The organism is Cyclobacterium jeungdonense, from assembly GCF_010994275.1.
Classification (GTDB): domain Bacteria; phylum Bacteroidota; class Bacteroidia; order Cytophagales; family Cyclobacteriaceae; genus Cyclobacterium; species Cyclobacterium jeungdonense.
Genome location: NZ_WMCD01000001.1, coordinates 835,334 through 855,125, shown reverse-complemented (window position 1 = coordinate 855,125; position 19,792 = coordinate 835,334). Strand labels below are relative to the sequence as shown.

The 19,792-nt window shown below is 41.7% G+C and carries 18 protein-coding genes; 10 read left to right on the top strand and 8 right to left on the bottom strand.

Translation table 11 applies throughout. The features are described 5' to 3' along the window. Window positions 1–10 precede the first annotated feature (10 nt). From GKS34_RS23665 to GKS34_RS03280, 4 genes are all read left to right on the top strand, one after another. Window positions 11–295: a rhodanese-like domain-containing protein gene (locus GKS34_RS23665; RefSeq protein WP_317167951.1), complete on the top strand. Its 285-nt coding sequence runs from the start codon at window positions 11–13 to the stop codon at window positions 293–295. 154 nt (window positions 296–449) lie between these two features. Beyond that, a complete protein-coding gene (locus GKS34_RS03290) occupies window positions 450–2,189 on the top strand; it encodes an SLC13 family permease (RefSeq protein WP_240459174.1) in 1,740 nt (579 codons plus the stop codon). A 65-nt stretch (window positions 2,190–2,254) separates the two neighbouring features. Beyond that, window positions 2,255–2,788: a YeeE/YedE thiosulfate transporter family protein gene (locus GKS34_RS03285; protein ID WP_163383371.1), complete on the top strand. Its 534-nt coding sequence runs from the start codon at window positions 2,255–2,257 to the stop codon at window positions 2,786–2,788. 13 nt (window positions 2,789–2,801) lie between these two features. After that, the gene (locus GKS34_RS03280) at window positions 2,802–3,392 is read left to right on the top strand and encodes a YeeE/YedE thiosulfate transporter family protein (protein WP_163383370.1); all 591 of its coding nucleotides are present in this window, start codon (window positions 2,802–2,804) and stop codon (window positions 3,390–3,392) included. A gap of 175 nt (window positions 3,393–3,567) precedes the next feature. On the opposite strand, the gene GKS34_RS03275 is transcribed toward GKS34_RS03280, so the two are convergent. The 4 genes from GKS34_RS03275 to GKS34_RS23555 form a co-directional block, all read right to left on the bottom strand. After that, entirely contained in the window at window positions 3,568–4,005 is a 438-nt protein-coding gene (locus GKS34_RS03275; protein WP_163383369.1) for a DinB family protein, read from the bottom strand. Then, on the bottom strand, window positions 3,998–4,180 hold the full coding sequence (locus tag GKS34_RS03270) for a hypothetical protein (protein ID WP_163383368.1): 183 nt from the start codon (window positions 4,178–4,180) through the stop codon (window positions 3,998–4,000). The genes GKS34_RS03275 and GKS34_RS03270 overlap by 8 nt, the downstream gene beginning before the upstream one ends. Window positions 4,181–4,291: 111 nt before the next feature. Next, window positions 4,292–4,525 (bottom strand): thioredoxin family protein, encoded by a 234-nt coding sequence (locus GKS34_RS03265; RefSeq protein ID WP_163383367.1) that lies wholly within the window; start codon window positions 4,523–4,525, stop codon window positions 4,292–4,294. Between the two features lie 183 nt (window positions 4,526–4,708). Continuing rightward, window positions 4,709–4,843 (bottom strand): hypothetical protein, encoded by a 135-nt coding sequence (locus GKS34_RS23555; protein WP_262888544.1) that lies wholly within the window; start codon window positions 4,841–4,843, stop codon window positions 4,709–4,711. A gap of 396 nt (window positions 4,844–5,239) precedes the next feature. Between GKS34_RS23555 and GKS34_RS03255 the strand changes: the two genes are divergently transcribed. Continuing rightward, the gene (locus GKS34_RS03255) at window positions 5,240–5,590 is read left to right on the top strand and encodes a cupin domain-containing protein (RefSeq protein ID WP_163383366.1); all 351 of its coding nucleotides are present in this window, start codon (window positions 5,240–5,242) and stop codon (window positions 5,588–5,590) included. 94 nt (window positions 5,591–5,684) lie between these two features. Here GKS34_RS03255 and GKS34_RS03250 read toward each other — a convergent pair whose 3' ends face one another. Then, complete coding sequence (locus GKS34_RS03250; protein ID WP_163383365.1) at window positions 5,685–6,731, bottom strand: hypothetical protein; 1,047 nt, start codon at window positions 6,729–6,731, stop codon at window positions 5,685–5,687. A gap of 227 nt (window positions 6,732–6,958) precedes the next feature. Between GKS34_RS03250 and GKS34_RS03245 the strand changes: the two genes are divergently transcribed. The 3 genes from GKS34_RS03245 to GKS34_RS03235 all read left to right on the top strand — a co-directional run bounded on the left by GKS34_RS03245 (window position 6,959) and on the right by GKS34_RS03235 (window position 10,330). Then, window positions 6,959–7,525 (top strand): Pycsar system effector family protein, encoded by a 567-nt coding sequence (locus GKS34_RS03245; RefSeq protein ID WP_163383364.1) that lies wholly within the window; start codon window positions 6,959–6,961, stop codon window positions 7,523–7,525. A 232-nt stretch (window positions 7,526–7,757) separates the two neighbouring features. Then, window positions 7,758–8,786, top strand: a complete 1,029-nt coding sequence (locus GKS34_RS03240; protein WP_163383363.1) for a hypothetical protein — start codon at window positions 7,758–7,760, stop codon at window positions 8,784–8,786. Between the two features lie 98 nt (window positions 8,787–8,884). Continuing rightward, window positions 8,885–10,330, top strand: a complete 1,446-nt coding sequence (locus GKS34_RS03235; RefSeq protein ID WP_163383362.1) for a metallophosphoesterase family protein — start codon at window positions 8,885–8,887, stop codon at window positions 10,328–10,330. A 217-nt stretch (window positions 10,331–10,547) separates the two neighbouring features. On the opposite strand, the gene GKS34_RS03230 is transcribed toward GKS34_RS03235, so the two are convergent. From GKS34_RS03230 to GKS34_RS03220, 3 genes are all read right to left on the bottom strand, one after another. After that, complete coding sequence (locus tag GKS34_RS03230; RefSeq protein WP_163383361.1) at window positions 10,548–11,864, bottom strand: sulfatase family protein; 1,317 nt, start codon at window positions 11,862–11,864, stop codon at window positions 10,548–10,550. Window positions 11,865–11,954: 90 nt separating this feature from the next. After that, window positions 11,955–14,129 carry a polysaccharide lyase family 8 super-sandwich domain-containing protein gene (locus GKS34_RS03225; protein ID WP_163383360.1) on the bottom strand — a complete coding sequence of 725 codons (2,175 nt, stop codon included), beginning with the start codon at window positions 14,127–14,129 and terminating at the stop codon, window positions 11,955–11,957. 52 nt (window positions 14,130–14,181) lie between these two features. After that, on the bottom strand, window positions 14,182–14,409 hold the full coding sequence (locus GKS34_RS03220; protein ID WP_163383359.1) for an MbtH family protein: 228 nt from the start codon (window positions 14,407–14,409) through the stop codon (window positions 14,182–14,184). Between the two features lie 445 nt (window positions 14,410–14,854). On the opposite strand from GKS34_RS03220, the gene GKS34_RS03215 reads away from it, so the two are divergent. Further along, entirely contained in the window at window positions 14,855–18,874 is a 4,020-nt protein-coding gene (locus GKS34_RS03215) for a CheR family methyltransferase (protein WP_163383358.1), read from the top strand. 176 nt (window positions 18,875–19,050) lie between these two features. After that, a complete protein-coding gene (locus tag GKS34_RS03210; protein WP_163383357.1) occupies window positions 19,051–19,731 on the top strand; it encodes a LuxR C-terminal-related transcriptional regulator in 681 nt (226 codons plus the stop codon). The last annotated feature ends 61 nt before the right edge of the window (window positions 19,732–19,792 follow it).

Genomic DNA, 19,792 nt, shown 5'->3' with positions numbered 1-19,792 from the left:
TTACCAAACTTTGGATAAAGCAGTGGTAGAAGAAAAAATATCTAAAGAAGACGTGCAAATAATTGATGTCAGAGGCAAGTCAGAATACAAAGAAGGGCATATTGATGAAGCTGTAAATGTATTCAATGGAACGCTGGATGAAAATTTTGGAAAAGTAGCAAAAGACAAAGAGGTAATTATTTATTGTGATAGTGGAAACCGTTCAGCAGTTGCTTATTCATTGCTTGTTGCCAATGGATTTGAAAACATATCAAATTATGGTGTGGGATGGACTGATTGGAGCCAAGAAGGCTAATCTTACCCTAAAAAGATGCCAATTATAAAGCAATTGTCGACAAAAACAGGCTGGTCCTGTAACCGACTTTTTATAACGGAGAATCAAAGCCTCAATCAAAGATATGGAATCTGAAATAATCATAGTCTTGGCAATCCTTGGAATAACAGTAACAATGCTGGTACTCGATCTGGTCCGTATTGATATTGTTGCCATTGCATGCATGTTGGCACTAGGCTGGACAGGTATTTTGGATTCTGAGGAGATGTTTTCCGGGTTTTCAAGTAATGCCGTGATCGCCATGCTAAGCGTGATGATTTTGGGCAGTGGCATTTCCCGAACAGGAATAATGGATGAATTTTCAAAATTTATTATCAGAAAAGCCGGAAATCACAGGCGGAATTTGATCGGGCTGCTCTCCATTTCCGTGGGGTTGCTTTCTGGTTTAATACAGAACATCGGTGCCGCAGCACTCTTTCTACCGGGAATCCTGCAGGTCTCGCGAAGAACGAAAATTCCCCCATCATCGCTTATTATGCCCATTGGTTTTGCGGCCATATTAGGAGGAACACTAACAATGGTCGGTTCTGGACCGCTTATTTTGGTAAATGACCTGTTAAAAAATGAAGGGCTTGATGCCTACAACTTATTTCGCGTCACACCTATTGGTAGTATCTTATTGATAGCCGGTATAAGTTACTTCTTACTATTTGGAGATAAAGTTTTACGCCAAAAAGAAATTGGGGAAGAAAAAAAATCAGAACAAGAAGAGCTTATTGAAAAGCTTAATTTACCCCATAATATAAAATTGCTTTCCATCCACGAAGAGAGCTCGTTGGTTGGGAAAACACCAGAACAAGCGCACTTGTGGAATACCTACCAGGTGAATTTGATAGGAATTGGAAAAGAGAAGGACGTAGTTTACGCGCCTTGGCGAGAATCCAAATTTGAGCAGGGGCAAACCCTTGCTCTTTTGGGTTCAGCCGAAAACATTCAGCAGTTTTCAAAAGACTTCCAACTCGAGGAAGTTTCTTCTTCAAAACTCTTTTCTGATGATTTTAATGCCGATGGTAGCGGTTTTGCGGAGGTAATTATTCCGCCAAGCTCTGAACTTGCCGGGAAAAGTATCCGAGAGTTTTCTTTAAGAAAAAGATACGCGGTGGAGCCAATCATACTATTCAATAATGGTGAAAAAGTAGCAGGAAATTTTTCTGATGTGAAAATCATTTCGGGCGACACTTTGATCGTTTACGGAAGATGGATCGAATTAAGAAGTTTGAAAGAAAGCGCTGATTTTGTCGTTCTCACCGAATTTGATGTGGATAATAAAGACAAATCAAAAACCTGGCCGGCGATAGGCTGCTTTGTATTTGCCATTACGCTGGCAATGGTTGGCTTTCCCATTTCGATGGCATTTTTGACCGGTGCCCTTTGCATGGTTTTTACCCGGGTGTTGAATATGTCAGAGGCCTATGAGTCCATAGAATGGAAAGTTGTCTTTTTGCTGGCTGGATTAATTCCACTGGGTGTGGCCATGCAAAAAACGGGTACAGCCATGTTCCTGGCCGAATCTATTATGAGCGTGGTAATTGATTTTCATCCTGTTTATTTCGTACTAATGGTTGGTGTGTTGTCTACCGTTTTTTCACTCTTTATGTCCAACGTGGGTGCAATCGTTGTGCTTGCACCTTTAGTAATTGGAATGGCGGGCATTGCAGACATTGATCCGCGTCCACTTGTACTGATGGCAGCTATCTGTGCGGCAAATTCATTTATACTCCCCACACACCAGGTAAATGCTTTCTTGATGTCTCCGGGTGGTTATCGAAATGCTGATTATATGAAGGCGGGGAGTGGAATGACCATTCTTTTTCTGTCCATTACCGTTTCAATATTTTATTTCTTCTTCATCTAACAAATCTCCTTGTGAGAAATAATTTATCTGAAAAAATAAAATAGTAATCTAAAATTCAATCGTTTATGGAAACATTCGCTTCAGCCTTAACAGACACTACCTGGTCACCCTACACAGTAGGCATAGGAATCGGGATATTAAGTTGGTTGAGTTTTTTGATATCGGGCAAACCCATTGCCACTTCCACCACATTTGCCCGCGCCGGGGGAATGATTGAGCAGATGATTAGAGGGGAAAAAGCCAAACAAAGGCCCTATTACGAGAAAATTAAACTCTTGATAAATTGGCAGTGGATGCTGGTTATTGGAGTAGTTATCGGGTCGTTTATTTCAGCCAGTATATCAGGAGATTTCCAAGTAGGTGTGTGGGTACCGTCCCTGTGGTCATCAGCATTTGGAGATAATGCCCTTTTGCGTGTGTTTGTGGCAGTCATAGGAGGTATCCTTCTGGGATTTGGTGCCCGTTTTGCCGGCGGGTGCACCAGTGGGCACGGCATTAGTGGCACCTTGCAACTCGCCGTATCAAGTTGGATTTCAGCCATCTTCTTTTTTGTGGGAGGAATTATAACTGCTCATATTATTTTTTTTGTTATTGCTTAAAACAGAAAAGGTTATGAAAGAATCAGAAAAGGAAGTTTCGGCAAAAACAAAAAACGCCGTAGAGTCGGAAGACAAAAGAAATTTATTCTATGGCTTGGGTTTCGGTATCGTGTTTGGTTTTCTGCTTCACAAAGGTGGCGCAACCAAATACGATGTTATTGTTGCGCAGTTACTGCTCACCGACTTTACAGTGCTGCAAATTATGCTGTCGGCTGTAGCTACCGGTATGGTTGGGGTTTATTTTATGAAATCGATGGGCTGGATTAAGCTTTCGATCAAAAGTGGTTCCGTAGGGATGAACGTGCTTGGGGCATCGATTTTTGGTGTTGGCTTTGCGGTGCTTGGTTATTGCCCTGGTACTATTGCCGGTGCGGTTGGCAATGGGTATTTGGATGCCATTACCGGAGGATTAGCAGGTATTGTTCTAGGTACATGGATATTTGCCATCATGTATCCTAATCTAAAGGATGGCATCCTGAAAAAAGGCTATTTCGGTGATCTTACCCTACCAGGCCTTTTAAAGGTAAATGACTGGATGGTGGTGGCGCCGGCGGTTACACTGATTGTACTGGTGCTTTTTTGGATTGAGAGCGCAGGTCTTTAAAAGCCCTATTTCACATGGGGAATAATATACATTTCATTTAGCAGGCAGGTATGTATGTGTACCCATAGGATTTGAATCTCTATTCTGAATCTGACCTTAGATAGGCTGGTTTTACCGCAAATTTGTTTCTGAAACCATTATCGGTTTGGCAATCGACCTGTTCATAGACTGTTTTCTACGTTCCATATTTCACTACTATTGCCAACTGTCCTGCATGGTAGGCCGTATGCGTGGTGATTCTTCCAAATGCCGCTGCTTTTGTCTTCTTACCAAATTCCTTGGTTTCGATGGTGGTTTCCCAGTTTTTTTGGCTTTCAATGGCTTTTCCAAGTTGCAGGCCTGCTTCTTCTACTATGGCCAACAATGAATCCAAATCGGTCCATTCTCCGGTGTCTTTTCCGGCCTTAAGTGTTTGGGCATCCACTTTTACGTCGGTATTGCCAAACACATTTTTGGCAAAAAGCAATTCAACTTCTGCGATGTGTCGAATCAAAAAACCAGCGGAATTCGGACTGTCACCCAGTTTTTTGGTCAGGTCTTCGGCTTTGACAGTGGCCAGTTGGTTGGTTAATCGGGTTCGGCCTTCTTTCCAGAGTTCTAATAATTCATTCATAATGTACTTCTTTAGAAAGTTTTTTATATGGTGGTAAAGATAAGGTTAAAAATAAAGCCGGAAAGGATAATAAAAAGCGCAAAACGGCCAAAATAACGGCAAGTGGTATTTTCCACCATTGCCCTTGGCCAAGGTACTGTTCAAAGAAATTGAAGGCTACCTCTAGATCAGCCAATCCGCAAAGCTTTGTAACCAGTCAAACCTGATTTTTAGTTTTTTAAATTAGCAACGAGAAGCACTTTGGGATGGTGGTGGGTCAGGCTAGTTCCTTGATTGTTGTTTTGGTTTAGGATAAAAGGGTAATTACTTCCCGATTAGTGGGGACTTTCCCGTTCATTTTGACTACTTCATCTACTACGATGGCCGGAGTAGATAGTACGTTATACTGCATGATTTGCTGTATATCCTCCACTTTGATCACTTCCACCTCAATCCCTACTTTTGCGATCACGTCTTTGATAATGGATTCGGTTTGCTTGCATTTGGGACAACCTGTTCCAAGAATTTTTATCGTTTTCATGCTTTTCGGGATTTAAATAACGTTTTAAATAATTCGGTGACTTCCGCCCAATTTTCTTTGTTCAGGCAATATTTGATTTTGGGTGGTATAATTTCTCCCTGGATCAAGCCTGCCTCATTGAGGGAATCGAGATGCTAGGAAATGATGGATTGTGCCAGTGGGATGATTTCTGTCAGGTCTCCATTAAAACAAACTGCAAGGCTTATCAATGAGAATCTTCAGAATCTGTATACTTACCGGATGTCCCAAGGACTTTGCGTATTGGGCCAACTTTTGCTCTTTAAGCGTATAGTCGATCTTTACAAGTGTTCGATCCATCCTTTCATTTTACATCGTAAAAGTACGATGAATAAAAAAGATCACCTGTGATAAAAGTCACTCCCATCCCATTTGCCCCTTTTGTCTCTTGGGAGTATAAGTTCATCAATAGTTGTATATAAACCCTTCCATTCCTATATGGTTTCACCGCAACATGATAAAAAGAGATTGCAACAATTACGAAAAAGATTGGCCTGTTTATTCGCGATCTTTTTGGAAAAATTAGAACCAATTGAGAGAAACCGATTGCTACGACAGATGTTCGACGCTAAAACCTCCCGGAAAATGAAAACTTTAATTAACGGATTTCTATTTACTATCTTGATGGGCTATTCGTTTACAAGCCTTATTCAAGGGACTAATGCATCGGGTACCAGCGTAAACTCTCATATTTAATTGGATAATTTTCCTGGTGATAAACTATTAAATTATATTGAAGGTTGGGGTGAAATGACAGTTGCTGTAAATGAAATGCCTGCAGGAACAGATCTTGCTCTGCTATTAGAGGGATTAAAAAATGACAGTTGCCAGGTACCACATTGGGGATATATTTTGAAGGGAGTACTGCGGCTTACCTATGATGATGGGACTGAGGTCGTTTTAAAAGAAGGTGATGTATTTTACATGCCTCCCGGGCACGTTGCTGTTGTTGAAGAAGATTTAAAGTTAATGAATTTTAGCCCTCAGGAAGGCTTCAGCGATTTGATGAAACATTTGGAAGCAATAATGGCTGAATCGGTTGAGTAAATTTTCTTTTGAAACATGCCTTGCTTTTCCCAATTGCTGATGTTTTTATGAATCGCTTCTTTTTAGACTATATACCTAATACGGTCGAAAAAAACTAATTTCTCAACCCTTTTATCACCACATTACCCGTCCCACTCGCTTGGCAGGGGTACAAGAATGCTCTTCTGGCTCTTCGGGAATCATTAATGGTAGTATAAAAATCATCCAGATACCTTAGGGTAGAATGGATGTACTTTTTGTCCAGACGTTCACTATTCCTATACAGAGAAAAGATAGCTTCTTTTAACCCTGAAAAGTGATCGAATACGTTAACGAAACTTTTCATATCCTCCATACAAAAGCCGCGATATCTCCTCTCTAAGGTAGAACGCATTTTTAATTCCTCTGCTGGCTTAGCATATGGGGCACGTACGATACCTGCATGATCAAAATCATAGGGAACAGTGATGGGCCTGGATGATGAATCGGAAGCAATCAGTTTTATATTTTGTCGGTACTGCACAGACCAGTCAGTATTGCCGATCATATATTGAAATACAGCCATGTTCAAAAAGTCTTCCCTTTCGGTTTGCTCTGGCTTGACCAATTGTTTTTTCACCGAAATTTGGTAGTTTCTTTCGGCCATTTGATCCTCCTCTTCCAACAAAATACCAAAAAAGGGCCCCTTGTCCCTTGCCTTCAACTCAGGGGAATCCAATATCAGTTTCACCAATTGGGCGCGGAAACTTTTAGGAGAAATCATGTTATAAAGTTTGTAAACATAATACTCCCGCAGGACATACTTATCCCCACGGCAAGGCAAAACCAATTTCATTCGATCCTGCTGTTTAAAGATCGTTCCTTCTCGGTTTTTCTTGGAGAAATTCAACAGTAGTGGTGGGTGGGAGCAATTTCCTTTAGCCCTGCGAAAATTCCCCCTTGTCCGGCTCCTAATAGGAAGAGAAACCAAAGTGGAGTCCGCACCCATGTAGGATAAGGTAATGGTCCGGAATAGCGATTCACCCGTTCGATCGTTTAATAATTCCTTCAAATCACCTGAGAGCGTAATTGAAATTATTTCGTCACCTTCAAACAACGCTGTCGGTTGGGCATTCAAGTGGCTTGAAATAAAAATCAAAATAAACAGGCCAATAAATCTCATTATCTTATTTATGCTGCAATACATAGTTGCGGCTGTTTATTGGAGACGAATTGAGGCAGCGTCACGATTGAACTTTTTATTATATGAACCTATCCTAAGTTAAAAAAATAATTAAAATTAAAAGGAACTAACTTCAAAAAATAATTGGAATATGGTATATTCATTAAATATGGTTAGAAAGGCTTGGCCATATTTGGGGTTCTAGGGATTGATAATTTAGCTGCATAATGGAAAGTGAAATAGAAGACTATAAAAAAAAATCAGGAAGAGAAAGGGAGACGCTTTTTCGGACAACCTATCGGAATCAAACCAATTTGAGGCAGATCATTGATAACAAAGCTAACATTATCATCAGTATCAATACCGTAATTATATCATCCATCATCGCTATTTCCGGTTATGGGATAATTGCTGATCAAATGGATTTTTATAGGTTCACCATTATAATACCAATGATGATAATCGTTTTATCCTGTCTTACCTCAGCCATTTTGGCCATTTTGGCTGCCCAACCCAAAATAATTGAGACCCATTTAACACCAAATCTTTCCGAAAAGCAAAGTTTGCTGTACTTTGGTGTAATTGCTGAATATTCTCAAAAGGACTACATCGAAAAGATGGAAGAATTATTGCATTCCAGAAAAGACATTTATGAGCAAATGCTCATAGATTTATATGGTCAGGGTGTCATTTTAAAACAAAAGTACAATCTTTTAGGATATGCCTATCAGGTGATCATGTACGGCTTTGGATTAGGCGTATTTAGTTTTTTGATCTTCTTACTTTTTAATTAAAACTTCTTGTTTTCATAGAGAATAAATGATTATATTTAGCTAGTTACGTCACATAGTGATTTTTTATTCATTTATATCACTTGGTATGGCAGGATGGATTTAAAAGTTTCATCCAGGTGGCATGACATCGTTATTCTGGTTAGTGCAAACACATGGGATTCAATGAGCTAAAAGCAGCAATTTTATCCAATGATGTTTTATAAGTAAAGGTTTCCATTAAAATAGGATATAGATGAAAACAGGGTATGCTGCTTTTGTTTTTCTCTTTCTAATTTATAGTGCCATCGTAGCCCAGGAAGCACCCATTAAGAGGCTTTTTGGTACCCCATATACCCTGGAGGTCCGATTGGAATACCCATTCAGAGAACTGAAAAAAAACAATAGCGACAAGCGATATTTCCCGACCTACCTTCATTACAGAATTGAAAAAGAAGCTTGGGATTCCGTCAAAATTGACGTTCGTCCGAGGGGCAGTTCCAGAAGGGAAATTTGCTTCTTCACTCCTATAAAGTTGAGGATAAAGGCAAAAGAAAGAAATGGTACCTTGTTTGAAGACCACAAAACCCTCAAGCTTGTACTTCCATGCATGTCACATGGCAATGCCAATGATTTGATCCTCAAAGAGTATTTTTGCTATAAACTCTATAGATTAATCACTCCCTATAATTTCAATACAAAATTGATGGCCCTGACTCTAACCGATCGGCGGGGTAGGCAGTCTAAATCCTATCATTTGAAAGCTTTTTTTATCGAAGACGAATACCTGATGGCTAAAAGGTTGGGTGGGGATATACTGGAAGCCGAGGTGATTAATCCCTTTTTATTGCAGGATACGGCTGCTGTCAGACATGATTTTTTCCAATATATGATTGCCAATACCGATTGGTCCGCTTTAACCCAACATAACGTCAGTATTCTACAGGTTCCTCCCAGAACCAATGTCCCCGTCCCATATGATTTTGATATGTCAGGGCTGGTCAATGCCCCTTATGCAAAAGTTAGTGAATTGCTGCCCATATTGAGTGTCCGCGAGCGCCTATATCGGGGTTTTTGTAGAGAAGAGGGATTATTCCAATTAATAAGAAGTGAATATTTATCAATGGAAGACCAATTTTGGGAAGTCTTAAGAGAAATAGATACAGATATCCACCCGGATGAGATGGATTCACTTCGTAAATTCCTTGATGAATTCTATGCCATATTAAAGAACGACCAAAGTTTTAATGAAAATATAGTCATAAAATGTAGAGCCACCCGATAACTTAAAAAAACAAAATACCATATTTGACTCTGTCACTTTTTCATGGATAAAAATGGGATTGGGGTGATTAATAAAGAATGATAAATTGAAAGAAGACTATGAAAATGACAAACCTAATTCTTGGCCTATTTACACACGGAATAATATTAGGTCTCCTGCATTCCACATATGGTCAAAAAATCCTTGTTCCCCCTTACCTACAGCCAGGTAATTCACCCAAACTTAGAAAGGAACAAAAAGTAGTAATTTGGCAGACAGATAGTGTGCCTGGTGATTTTAAAGTAGAATGGGCACTTGGAAGTTCTGTTGAATCGGCACCTAAGGTAAAGTCTGTCAAAATCTCTTCCGTTAAACTCCACGTGAACAATGAAACAACCAATCTTTATCGGGCAACTATCAGAAGGCTCAAATTTGATGAAACCTATACTTACCGGATTTCTATGGGGCAAACCGTCATAGCTGAAAATACCTTTACATCCCGGACAAAAAAACCCCAGACTAAATTTGCTGTGTTTGGGGATCCTGGGGCAGGATCAATGGAACAGGCGGCAGTGGCTTACCAGATTTACCTGCAAAATCCACATTTCGCCCTTGTCACCGGTGATATGGCTTATTCTTACGGGCGTGCAATGGAGTATAGAGTTCGCTTTTTTCCTTTTTACCTAAGCCCAGTGGCTAATCCGGAAAAAGGCGCCTCCCTGATGGGTTCCGTCCCTTTCTATATGCTTCCCGGAAATCATGATATTTACGGTGCTGATTTTGAAAAATACCCCGACGGGTTGGCTTTCTTTTATTACAGCGATTTGCCGCGGAACGCCCCAATACCCCAGCATGTGGTAATGCCAGAAGGCGACCAGGATTTAATTGATGCTTTTTTGAAAAACACTTCCCCCAGGTATCCAAGGGTTTCCAATTATTCCTTTGAATATGGTAATGTTTATATTGCCTGTCTGGATGCCAATTACTATGCCAACCCCTTGGACCCCGCGCTGATTGAATGGCTAACAAAGGATATTAAAAAAAGTAAGGCAGATTGGAAAATAGTGGCTTTCCACCATCCGCCTTTCAGTTCCAGCCATCAGCATTATGAATACCAGGTGATGAGGTTGTTGTCCCCTGTGATAGAAGAATTGGGAGTGGACCTTGTGTTTAACGGTCATATACACAACTATCAGCGCACCGTTCCTCTAAAGTTTGAACCTGAAAAAGATGAATCAGGCACAAGGTTTATTATTTCAGATGAAGGCAGTGTGAATGGGGATTATAATTTGGACCAACATTTTGACGGCACCACAAACACCCGGGCTGATGGCATTATTTATATTATCAGTGGTGCCGGAGGAGCCGCTCTTTATGAACCCGAAATAAGTGAAAATCCTGAATTATGGAAGAATGGGCCACCCGAAAACTGGGTACCCTACACCGTGAAACTGGTTTCAGATAGGCATTCCTTTACTATGGTGGAAACCGATGAGAATGCATTACTCCTGAGGCAGATCGATATGGAAGGAAATGTGTTTGATGAAATCAAAATAACCAAATAGCGATTTTAAAACTATGACAGCCTGACGTTTAATCTCAATTTCTACCCTGAATAAAACATCACTTACTCTGGACCTGATAGAAATTGCTGAATCTTACCCTTGTTCTTAGATCCCTTAAATGGTTTTTTTTAAACAAATATAGAACTTCATATTCTCCCGGCACCCCTTCAATGCCCTTAAAATCCTTACATGGTTTCATTTTATTTGCCGCCGCTATCTACCGCATTTCCTTCAAAACCCTGCGAAATTTCCGGACTGCTTTTTTACCACTAGCATCTAGCTCACTATAGGCTAGCGGTCGTGTCTCCAGCAAATCGTTGTGCAAGTCATAGATTTCTCCATCTGCATAGTACTTCCAATCCGTATCGTATACAAAGGTCCGGGGCGTGAAATTGCCCCAATTGGGGTCGTAATGGCAAAATACCCATTCCCGTACCGGTCCGGTGTACCCGGAATCCGTCAATTGGGGATAAAAACTAATCCCATCCAGGGGTCCGGGCAAGTCATTGGGTTTCTTGCCGGTAGCCTCCAGCAGGGTAGGCAAAAAATCGGTCAGGTCGATCAGGTTTTCGTTTCTGCTGCCCGGAGCGACCGTCCCCGGCCAATAAGCCAACATCGGCACATGCGTTCCCAAATCGTTGGTATAGCCCTTGTTTCCGCGCAACTCCTGTCCCTTAAACGTGGTGACCACATCCCGGTCGGTACCATTGTCTCCTACAAACAGGATCAGCGTGTTTTCGGCAATGCCCAGTTCCACCACCTTGTCGATAATGCGTCCCACCAGCTTGTCCATGTAGCTGACCATACCTGGAAAGTACCGGGGATCATTGACCGGATTTTGGGGATCGTATGCCGCAAAATCGGGGGAACCCGGGTAAGGCTCAAAGGGATCGTGGGTTAGCGCCATGGGAAAATAAGCGAAAAAGGGATTACCTGCCTGTTGCTCCACAAAATCCTCCAGGTAATCGGTAAAAAGGTCTGGCCCGTATTTACCGTCGAACTTTTCCAGTCCACTGCCTTTTGTTTCCAATAAGGGGTCTTTGTACCGGGAACCCCGATCGCGTACTTGCCACAGCCGATAGGAATCAAAGCCCGCTTCCTCCGGCAGGCTTCCGATCTTCCCCCCGGCTAATTCCTGCTGCCGGGCATTGCCATACAGTTGCCATTTGCCCACCACGCAGGTGGCATAGCCCTGTTCCTTCAGCCAATGGGCCATGGTTTTTTCGGCAGGGTCCAGCAGGCCAAAACCGATATAATTACGGAAATTGTATTTCCCAGTCATCAACTGTACTCTGGACGGAGTACACAAGGGCATGGCATGGGCATTTTCAAAGACCATCCCTCCGGCAGCCATGCGGTCCAGGGCGGGCGTTTGATGCTCTTTATTTCCATAGGCCGGCAAGACCTCATAGCCCAGATCATCCGCCATGATCAGGATGATATTGGGAGGCTGTTGGGCTTGGAGTGAATAAGTCCCCAAAAATAAACTTATCCAAAAAATACCAATCGTGAGCAGTGCAGATAGTTTGATCATAAATTAAGTCAGTACGGAGGTCGTCAATCGACCATTTATTGTGAAGAATGTAAAAACCCATCATTTGATAATTCGGTTGCAAAAACGCAATCAGTTATGAGGCCGTAACGCCACCGTTATCGATTTACCAGCATATACTTTTTGAGGCAATTTAATGGTAATCCGGGTGCTGCCCGTACTCCAGTTCCAAGCTGCCGTAACGTCCTCAGATGTTCCCTCGTAATGGCCGGGCAGGTGGATTACAAAAACCTCCTTGGATCGCAAGGGATCTGATACGGTCAGAGACTGAAAGAATTCCCCGTCTTTTCTTACAAGCACGATCCCCGGTTGATCCACTGCTACCGTAGTCCCATCAGTTAGAGAAAGGGAGCCTGCCGCGTAGAAAACGGCCTGTGTTTGCTCCAGCCCGGGGTGGTGGACGGCTTGTAGGCTTTGATTGTTTGCCAAAATCTCCAAACCGGACTGTGGGAGGGAAGCCAGCTCTTCGATACTGGTCCGGGGTGCTACTACATAGGCATAACCTGCCTCCTCTGGACGAATTCCGTGATCAAAATAGGCTGTCAGTACCTTCTTTCGAATTTTCTCCGTAGAGACATTTTTTTGATCCGTAATATCGGCCCAGCTTCCAGTTTCAACCTGGTTTTTGACGGATAGGGTAGGCTGGTTGGGAAACCAATATCCCACCCCATCGTGGTAAAGCCATTCCAAATTCTTTAGTTCGTGTTCCCCCTCAGGTAATTGCCGGGCCGCTGCTCCCACTTGCTGTACCCGTATCGGACCCCGGAGCAAGACCTGATCCACAGTCGTGGCTACGGGGTAGGGTTTGTCCGAAACAATTCCAGCCCCCAGACAAACGTACACCCTGTCAAAGAAAAACCATCCTTTTTTTGCCTTGGTACCGTCGTGCGGACTGATAAAATCAAAGCCTACTGCTCCAAAATACCCATCTTCGGCAGCGCCGACAAAGTCCGTGAGGCCGTCGAGTTGGATGGCATCCGGTCCGTGGAGTTCCGGCTTTTGCAGAATGGTGGTTCCGGAAATCTTTTGCCAGTCATATACCGGCCAGATGTCGTGGTATTCGTTGCCTTTTAGCTGCAGGTAATTGGTGCCATCAGCCCTGTGGTGAGTGGTGATTCCCGGGCCGTTATAGGGCTTTTCCATGTTTCGGTTACGGGTGGAAAATAGGCGAACGGTGGTATAAAAGTCGGGCCGCTGCAACACAAAGTGTTCGGTCTGCCAGAAAAATTTGGCAAACGCCTGGGTAGGGGAGATTTCTCCCTTTCGGAGTCGTAAAATTTCTTCCAACTCCTCGTTCCGGTAATCGGTACTTCGCAACAGGCGTTTAATTTCCTCCGTTCCTTCGGGATGGAAACTGGATTGATTGGAAATGGACCGGTTTTTTACGCTGATGTCCTCATAGATCCCGTAGACGAGTTGTTTGTACACCCCATCCAGGTAATAATCCACCAACTGATTAATCCGGTCCTTGTCAAAGGCATAGGAAGTTCCGGCCACATAGTCCGCCCATTCACCGAAGGCATTGGCATATTTTCCATAACCGTAAGAGGTAGTGTTATTTACCCGGTCCTCACGGTGGTGAAAACTGTAGTCGTGCTGCATCCCCCTTTTACCGGTGGCAAATTTGATTTCATTGGCAATGATGGAGATGACTTCGTCAAAGGCTTCCTTATTCCTTGTAAATAACATATTTTTGGCCAGAATGCCTGCAATGACGATGCGGTCTCCGCTGGGCCGCGCACCGGAAGCCTCCATATGTGCCCGGCCAATAATGGGTTGGGCTTTTTCCACCAAATCCTCCGGTAATTCATCCCCCATCAAGAGCATCAGGTTGACCAGGTTGGTCGGGGTTGTGATTTGGTTGTTGTGCCAGTTGTCTCCTACGAAATCGTTTTCTACCCAGTATTTTAGGGATAAGGTGATCTTTTCTTTAAGCTCCGGATCTTGATAATAGGGAGAGGAAGGAATGGTATAGGCTTTTGCCAGGTAAACCAGATCTGAGGTATGGTGCCGGTGGGGAAAACCTGCCGTTCTACTCAAATCCTGGTAGTCTATCTCTGGAAAGGAACCATCCGTATCCATACGTTGCAAGATATCTTTAACCCGCTCTTCAGAAATGGAAGTTGTCATCAATTCCGCCACTACTCGTTTTCGAATGGTTTCCAGTTCACTTTCAAGGCTGGTAAATGACTGTAGCAGTAGCAAAAAAAGGACCGGCAGTATGGTGCCTGTCGTAGGTAGTCGCATAAGCTAGGTATTTTGGGTTAGTAATTGGTTCGTTAGCTAGGGTTTGAAGCTTCTAAGTATCCTTTTGCTGTTTTCCTTCCATTTCCTCCATTTTTTTTCGCAAGGAAAGCGGGCGCATATCGGTCCAGACTTCTTCAATGTAATCCAGACATTCCTGCTTATTTCCCTCCTTTCCTACTGATGTCCAGCCCAGAGGAAGTTCCCTGTTTACCGGCCAGATGCTGTATTGTTCCTCGTGGTTGACCACCACCTGGAATTGCGTATTTTCGTCGTCCCACATAGATAAATGATTTAAAGTTTCGCTATTAAATGTACGTATTATTTAAAAATTTGCAAGTGATTGATTTGTTTCTGGTTGCGTAATCAATATAAAGTTAGGGAAAAATGAGCAATTAATACACTTGTCCTTAGTGACTATCTGGGATTAAAACCATCCAAACGTGTCAGATGGTTTTTTTTGAGATAGCTGGACAACGTTGGTTTCAGGTTGGTGAGGTATTTTGGAAAACATAAAACCACTGGTTAGATTCAATTATGGGATTTTGTCTCAATTTTTGTAGTTTTCGGATTAGATGCAGGCAACATGTGCGAATATTCTCCATTAATCACCAGTAGGGAATGGTTCCCCGTTTTTACAATAATACAGACTTGCCGATAGGGGTTAGTCATTTCTCATAAGAATCAGACCCCAAAAAAATTTTGTAAAAGTAATTATTCGGATTGCGATGAATAAAAATTTCCCAATTATAGGTATTGGTGCCTCCGCAGGAGGACTTGAACCACTTGAGCTATTTTTTGAAAGTGTAGGAAAACAAAAGGGATATGCCTATGTGATCATCCAACATCTTGCCCCAAACCACAAAAGTCTGATGGATGAATTACTATCCAGGTACACCCATTTTCCCATTGAGGTCATAGCCCATGAGACTAAAATTCATGTGGACCATATATACCTTAATCCTCCGAAGAAATTTGTTGAAATAAGGAATGGTCGTTTTTTATTAAGGGAGAAGGAAGATCGGAAACTATCCTTTCCGATTAGCACTTTTTTTAAATCGCTCGCAGCATACGGAAAGGAAAAAGCGGCTGCCATTGTAGTTTCCGGAACCGGGAGTGACGGCTCCGAAGGAATAAAATACATCAAGGAGGGGGGCGGACTTGTTATCGCGCAACTACCGGAGACGGCAAAATTTGATGGGATGCCCAGAAATGCAATTCACACCAATTCTGTTGATAAGATATGTGAGGTATCTCAAATGCCGGACGAAATCAGGAAGTTTTTTAACTATGATTCTAAAAAAGCAGGATCAGCTATAGACCCAAAATCACAATCGGAAAAACTGTCTGCCATTCTTGATCTGGTCAATAAGGATACGGGGGTGAGTTTTGCCGATTATAAATTTTCCACGATCTACAGACGAACTGTCAGGAGGATGGGAGTTTTAGGACTGTCCGATATGGATGAGTACTACCGCTATTTGGATAAAAACTCTCCAGAATCTCATCAACTTGCCTCAGAGCTGTTGATCGGTGTTACTCGTTTTTTCAGGGATGAGGATGCCTTTGAGGAATTGAAAAGAGAAGTTATACCAAGGATTATAGCAGCCAATTCGGATAATAAGAGCATTCGGATCTGGGTACCTGCCTGCTCAACTGGTGAGGAAGCATATAGCATTGCCATGCTACTAAACGACTACATGCGATCTAATAAGGTTCATTACGACGTTGTCATTTTTGCGACCGATCTAAACAAAGAATCGATTAAATTTGCAGGGAACAGGATTTTTCCAGAAAGCATTGCCACAGAGCTTCCTCCTGAATATTTAAAATCCTATTTCAAACCACAAAAAAGGGGATATTCTGTCATAAATGAGATTCGAGAAATGATCGTATTCTCCGTTCATAATCTGGTTCAGGATCCTCCATTTGGCAAAATTGACCTGATTAGTTGCCGAAATTTTCTGATTTACCTGAATAGCGCGATACAAAATAAACTTTTCGGTCTATTTCAATATGCGTTAAATAGAGATGGTTTTTTATTCCTGGGCTCCAGCGAATCTTTAGGAAGGATGAGCGACCAATTTCTTGAGAGGAGTGCCAGATACAAGATCTATCAAAACGCTAATAAAAAGAAGCATGGCTCACCTATTCGACTCAGTAATAAACCCGGAATAGAGAAGCTGCTTTCGCGGAATGAGAACGGGAGATCCGGCAGCATTGCGAAACAACCTTCCTCACAATCCAGGGGCATGCTCCATGAAGTTCAGGAGGCTATTATTCAGGAATTTGTTCCCGACACGATTGTATTTAATGAAGATTTTGATTTAGTACATACCACTGGAAAGGTTATACGCTGGATAAAACTACCTCAAGGGGTCATCAATACAAATGTACTGAGAATGCTACCGCCCCAATTGGCACTATCAGTGGAACTGATGACCGGTAAGGTCATTAATTCCGAGGAGCCTGCAATACTTCAAAATATTGCGTTGGATGAAGAATTGAAGGAGTTTTACATTTCGAATGAAAATGGGTTTTTGGAAATTGAAATCCGAAAGCTTAATGCTAAACATCCCACAGGCCTGTTTGCAGCAACTTTCAAAGTAAACGAAGATCAATCACCCGGGCAGAAATTTGAAGTAAATCTCGGAGAGGCATCTATCGAAAAAATCAGTCGGTTGGAACGGGACCTTCGTGTGAACCAGGAAAACCTGCAAACCACTATCGAAGAATTGGAGTCTTCCAACGAAGAATTGCAGGCCTCCAACGAAGAATTACAAAGTTCTAACGAAGAGTTGGAGTCTGTGAATGAAGAACTTTATACGGTAAATGCAGAGTATATGGAGAAAGTCGAGGAGCTTTCGGAGTCCAACAATGACCTGAATAACCTCATCCAGAGCACCGATATTGCCATCTTGTTTCTGGATAACAACCTGACGGTCCGGAAATTTACCCCGGCAGTAAAAAAAATCCTTTCGTTGGTGCCCGAGGATATCGGGAGGCACATTAGTAATTTCAGAACTAAAGTTCAGTTAGATGGTTTTATCCAGAAAGTGGAACTGGTTTATAAAGATTTAACACCATTTGAAACCACCGTCAAAGGTGGCACCAACCAAACCTTAGCTTTGAAAATCACCCCTTTTTTAAATTCAAAAAGCCAGGTTCAGGGGGTGGTTATTACTTTTTTTGATATATCCGCCATCTTCGATGCAAAGCAGCGAATTTCAGAGTACCATAAAGAGTTAGAAAATGCAGAGGTAAAATATCTGGAGCAGCATGCTTTATTTGAGTTGATTGCTAAAAACTCATCCCATATTATTTGCATTCATGATTTGGACGGCCAAATCGAATTTGTTTCACCCTCGGTATTTGACCTAACGGGTATTATGCAAAAAGAAGTCTTACTTAATGGATTACCTGCGTATTTTCCGAGAGAAAGAGACAAAAAACAATGGAATACAGCCCTGAATTCACTAAGGGAAGGTAATGGTTCGAAAATAATAAAATACAAGTTAAAGCGTCCGGATGATCAAATATCCTGGTTTGAAAGCAACTTTAACGTCGTTACGGACGAATTGGGTAATCCTGTAAAAATAATTTCGAATAACAGGGATATCACCAGTAGAATCCATATCGAAAGAGAGCTGGAACAGCTAAGTAAAATAATAAGTCATACCCACATCAATATAGTCATTACCGATACAGAGGGTAGAATTACCTATGCAAACCGAGCCTTTGAAAGGTTAACCGGCTATAGTGAAAGTGAATTGCTGGGCCGAGTCCCGGGCGAATTGCTTCAAGGAGCTGAAACTTCAGCCAAAACGGTACGCAACATGCAAACGGCCATTGCAAATCAGACCGGATTTAAGACCGAAATCATCAACTACACCAAAGAAGGGCAAAAATATTGGGTTTCAATTCATTGTGAACCACTTTTCGATAACGACGATCAGGACAATGAATTGATAGGGTTTATCGCCATACAGCATGAGGCATCGCTTGAACTTGATTATAAGTTTCAGATACAAAAGCTAAATAATATCCTGAAAGAAAAAAATATCAAATTGGAGGAGTCCAATCAAAAACTGGATGAATTTGCTTACATCGTCTCCCATGACCTGAAAGCTCCGCTTAGAAATATCAATTCCATGATAGCTCTCATTGAAAAGAAAAGGGAAACGACTGCCAGTGAAAACCTTGATAAGTACTTTCATGTCATGTCAAAAGCAGTTTGGGAAATGTCCCGAATGATTGAAAGTCTTTTGGAATATTCCCGAACCGGGAGACTTGATGAACAATTGGAAGAAATAAACATAAGTGATTTTGAGAATCAACTGTTGACCATTTTTTCTGCCGAAATCTTCGATATGGGAGGACAGATTAGCTGCGATATTCCCATGAAAAAAATCAAAGTCTATCCCATACTTTTCAAAAGATTATTTACAAACCTTCTTTCCAACGCTATCAAATACCGGGGAGATGACAGTCCTGTGATATCCATTAGCGCAGTGGAAAAAGAAGATTTGTTCTTTTTTGCCATAAAAGACAATGGTATGGGGATTCCATCCGAGCAATTTGAAAGTATTTTTAAGATTTTCAGATCACTTAAACAGGACGTGGATAACAATGGAATTGGATTGGCCGTATGTAAAACTATTGTTGAATTACATGAAGGCAGAATATGGATAGAATCGGAACCAGGAAAAGGCAGTACTTTCTATTTTACCATTAAGAAATTTCAATGATCTCCCCGGTTTAGTTATTTATTTTAAAAAGAAAGCAAACCGATTTTTCTGCCACTCGAAGTAGGGGTACCTTTTTATTTTTACTTTTCCAGGATTACTGGTTTTTTCCGATTAAATTTTTATATTTAAGTATAAATACCTGATGTAAAGCACATTTGTTTTTTAAACCTCTAAGAATGATATCAGGAAATGAAATCGAATCGGATGTTTCGGCCATTTTGTCCCCGGAGGAAATTCGCGCACTTTCAAGCTATTGTGAAGGAGAGAAAAATTTAATGATCAGTGTGTTTGATAAAAGGAATAAGGAATTTTTGTATCACAACGACTCCTTTAAAACCATTCTGGGCTACAGCAAGCAAGAAATGACCCGGGGAGGCTGGGATTTTTGGTTCCAAAAAATCAAACCTGATGAGTTGTCCGGAATTCGTCCCGTATTTGAATCAATTATCCAAAACCCTGATTTTTTTAATGGCCGGAACGCTGTACCTTCTTTTTCTTACCATATACAGGATACCTGCCGGGAATGGTTTCTGATCCAACACCAGGTATCACTTTTAATTAAGTCATGTAATGAATTGTTAATTAGCTATTTATATGATGTATCGTATAAGGAACGTATAGAAAATATTTTTTCACGCTTTCGTTTTTCGGTACAGAATAGAACTTGGGCGATATCGAACAGGGAAATGGAAGTGCTGCAGTTAATAGGAGAGGGCTATTCCTCCAGGCAAATTGCCGATAGACTGTATATCAGCATTCACACTGCAATTTCTCATCGTAAGCACTTAATTGAAAAATTTGCTGTAAAAAATACAGCCCAACTCATCAAGGAAGCCTCCAAATCATACCTGATCTAAAAATCCCCCAAAATGGGGATTGCGGCTTTGTTAATATCCGGGTACATTTATTTTTAGTAAC